Raw genomic sequence first — 3,013 nt, 5'->3', positions numbered from 1 at the left:
GTGGAAGATCGTCGTGACGAACGTGGGCGACACGGACCTGGCGAACGTGGTGCTCGACGACTCGTCGAACATGACGTGGCCTCCGTTCGCGCTGCCCGCCGGTGGCGCTCCGGTCGATATCACCTACTCGACCACACCGGCCGGCGACACCCTCAACACCGCCACCGCCACCGGGACCGACCCGCTCGGCCATCCGGTGAGCGACACCGACGACGCATCGGTCGACCTGATCGCTCCTGCGATCCAGATCGCCAAGACCGTCGACTTCGACGGTGACGGCGCGTACGGCGAGCTCGAGCAGGGCTACGCCGCGAGCACCGCTCACTGGCGTGTCGTGGTCACGAACCCCGGCGACGTCGCGCTCTACGACGTGCACGTGACCGACACGAACGGCCAGGACCACGTCATCGCCGAGCTGCCGGCGGGCGGCCCCGGCGTGACGTACGAGTACGACACCGTTCCCGGCCACGACCTCGTCAACGAGGCGACGGCGACCGGGTACGACCGGCTCGAGCGCGAGTACACCGCGTCCGACACGGCCGCGGTCGACGTGATCGCCCCGGCGATCAGCGTCGCCAAGACCGTGGACTTCGACGGTGACGGCGTGTACGGCGAGTCCGAGATCGGCTACGCGGGCAACCCCGCCCACTGGAGGATCGTCGTGACCAACACCGGCGACGTGCCGCTGACCGACGTCGACCTCGGCGACTCGAGCAGCGAGGACTTCCCGCTGTTCGACCTCGCGGCCGGCGCATCCCGCACCTTCGACTACTCGTCCACCGTGTTCAGCGACTTCACCAACCTCGCCGAGGCCGTAGGTATCGACCCGCTCGGCAACCCCGTGACCGGTTCCGACACCGCGTCCGTCGAGCCGTTCACGCCGGGCGTGACGATCTCCAAGACCGTCGACTTCAACGGCGACGGCACGTTCTCGGAGTCCGAGACCTACTACACCGGCTCGACGGCGCACTGGATCGTCACCGTGCACAACTCCGGTGACGTCGACCTCACGAACGTCGTGGTCACCGACCTCGGCCACACGTGGGGCCCGATGACGCTGCCGGCCGGCGGACCTGACGCGGTGTTCACCTACGACACCGCCGACGTGGCCGCGGACTTCACCAACATCGCGGGCGTGCTCGCCTACGACCCGCTCGGCGCCGAGCTGAGCGCGACCGACTCCGCGTCCGTCGACGTGATCGACCCCGGCCTGGCCGTGGTCAAGACGGTCGACTTCGACGGTGACGGGACGTTCTCCGAAGCCGAGACGAGCTACCTCGGCGACACCGCCCACTGGAAGATCGTCGTGATCAACACCGGCGACGTCACGCTCACCAACGTGGACGTCACCGACAGCAACGGCGAGTCCTTCCACGTCGACACGCTGCCCGCAGGACAGGGCAACAGCGTCGAGTTCAACTACGACCGGGTGCCCGCGGGCGACACCGTCAACACGGTGGTCGTCACCGCGCTCGACCCGTTCGAGCAGGAACTCGAGGCCACCGATGAGGCATCGGTCGACACGATCGCCCCGGCGCTCGAGATCGCCAAGACCGTCGACTACGACGGCGACGGCATCTACACCGACTCGGAGCTGAACTTCGAGGGTGAGACGGCGCACTGGAGGATCGTCGTGACCAACACCGGTGACGTGACGTTGACCGACGTCGACATCACGGACACCAACGGCCAGACGCACCACGTCGACACGCTGCCCGCCTTCGAGGGCAACAGCGTCGAGTTCACCTACGACACGGTCCCGACCGACGACCTGATCAACGTCGCCATCGCGTCCGCGACCGACCCGCTCCAGGGTGGCGTCGGCCCGGTCGAGGACGAAGCAGAGGTCATCGTCGAGCCGTTCCTGCCGTTCGGTGAGCCCGACGTCGCGGTCGACAAGTCGGCCGACAAGACCGAGGCCGATCCCGGCGAGCTCGTGAACTACACGATCACCTACACGAACGTCTCCACGAACATCGCCTGGAACATCGTCGTCACCGACGACTACGACGAGGATCTCGCCACCGTCGTCAGCGCGCCGGGCGGCACGGTGTCGGGCGGCAAGATCGTCTGGACGGACGCGGGCCCGCTGTACGCGGGCGAGAGCCGCAGCGTCCACTACCAGGTCCGCATCGCCTCCGACCTGCCGGTCGGGACGACGTACGTGGACAACGTCGTGGTGGTCAAGGCCGACGACGACTACAACCCGTACAACGACACCGACAACTGGCGCGTGCGCGTCCGGGTGTCGGAAGGTGAGGAGTTCCTGCCGTTCACCGGCAGCGAGGGCGCACTGGCCCTGCTGCTGATCGCCGCCCTTGCCCTGGTCGGCGTCTCACTGAGGCGCCTGGGCAGGCATGAGGCGTGACCCATAGGGGGCGCCACCTCTCCTCCGGGAGGTGTGTGCACCGCCGCCCTTCGGGGCGATCCGGCGAGGGGAAGGGCCGTTCCGGCGACGGGGCGGCTCTTCCTTCGCCCTCCGAAGGAGGCCGTGCCGGTCAGTCCGCGCGGGGAGCGAGCGTCTTGAGCTGCGCCCAGACGCGGCGCTTGCGGGCCTCGTCGGCGAGCGACGCCTCGAGGCCGTCCACGGCCAGCAGGGTGCGGCCGAGGTGCGCGACGGGTGTACCGGGCCGCAGGGCCGCAAGGCCGTACGCCGCGGCGAGGTCGGCGGCCGCCTCCGCATCCGTGGCGACGACGATCGCGGGGTCGACCGCCTCGATCTGCAGGCCGAGGCGCTCCGCGCGCTCGCCGGCGCTCGCGGCGGCGTCCGGGCGCGAGCAGGTGAGGAAGAGCCCGCCGTCGCCGATCCCCAGCGCCGCGGCCGCCTTCGCGGCCGCCTCGCCGTACGGTCCCGCGAACGCCGACCCGTCCGTGCGGTCCGCCTCGGACGGAACGCCTTTGACGAACGCGACCCGGGCGACCGGGTCGCCCGACCAGCGCACGGCCGAGGCGGCGGGCGACGGGTCGGCCGCATCGAGTTCGATGAGCGCCCGCGCCTCGTACAGCGCGCGGA

At 69.9% G+C, this 3,013-nt stretch carries 1 protein-coding gene; it reads left to right on the top strand.

All coding sequences use genetic code 11. The features are described from left to right. Positions 1-13: 13 nt before the first annotated feature. Complete coding sequence (locus FDZ70_08650; protein TLM72181.1) at positions 14-2,368, top strand: DUF11 domain-containing protein; 2,355 nt, start codon at positions 14-16, stop codon at positions 2,366-2,368. The last annotated feature ends 645 nt before the right edge of the window (positions 2,369-3,013 follow it).

It is taken from the genome of Actinomycetota bacterium, assembly GCA_005774595.1.
Classification (GTDB): Bacteria; Actinomycetota; Coriobacteriia; order Anaerosomatales; family D1FN1-002; genus D1FN1-002.
This window is presented reverse-complemented; position numbering and strand designations above follow the sequence as displayed.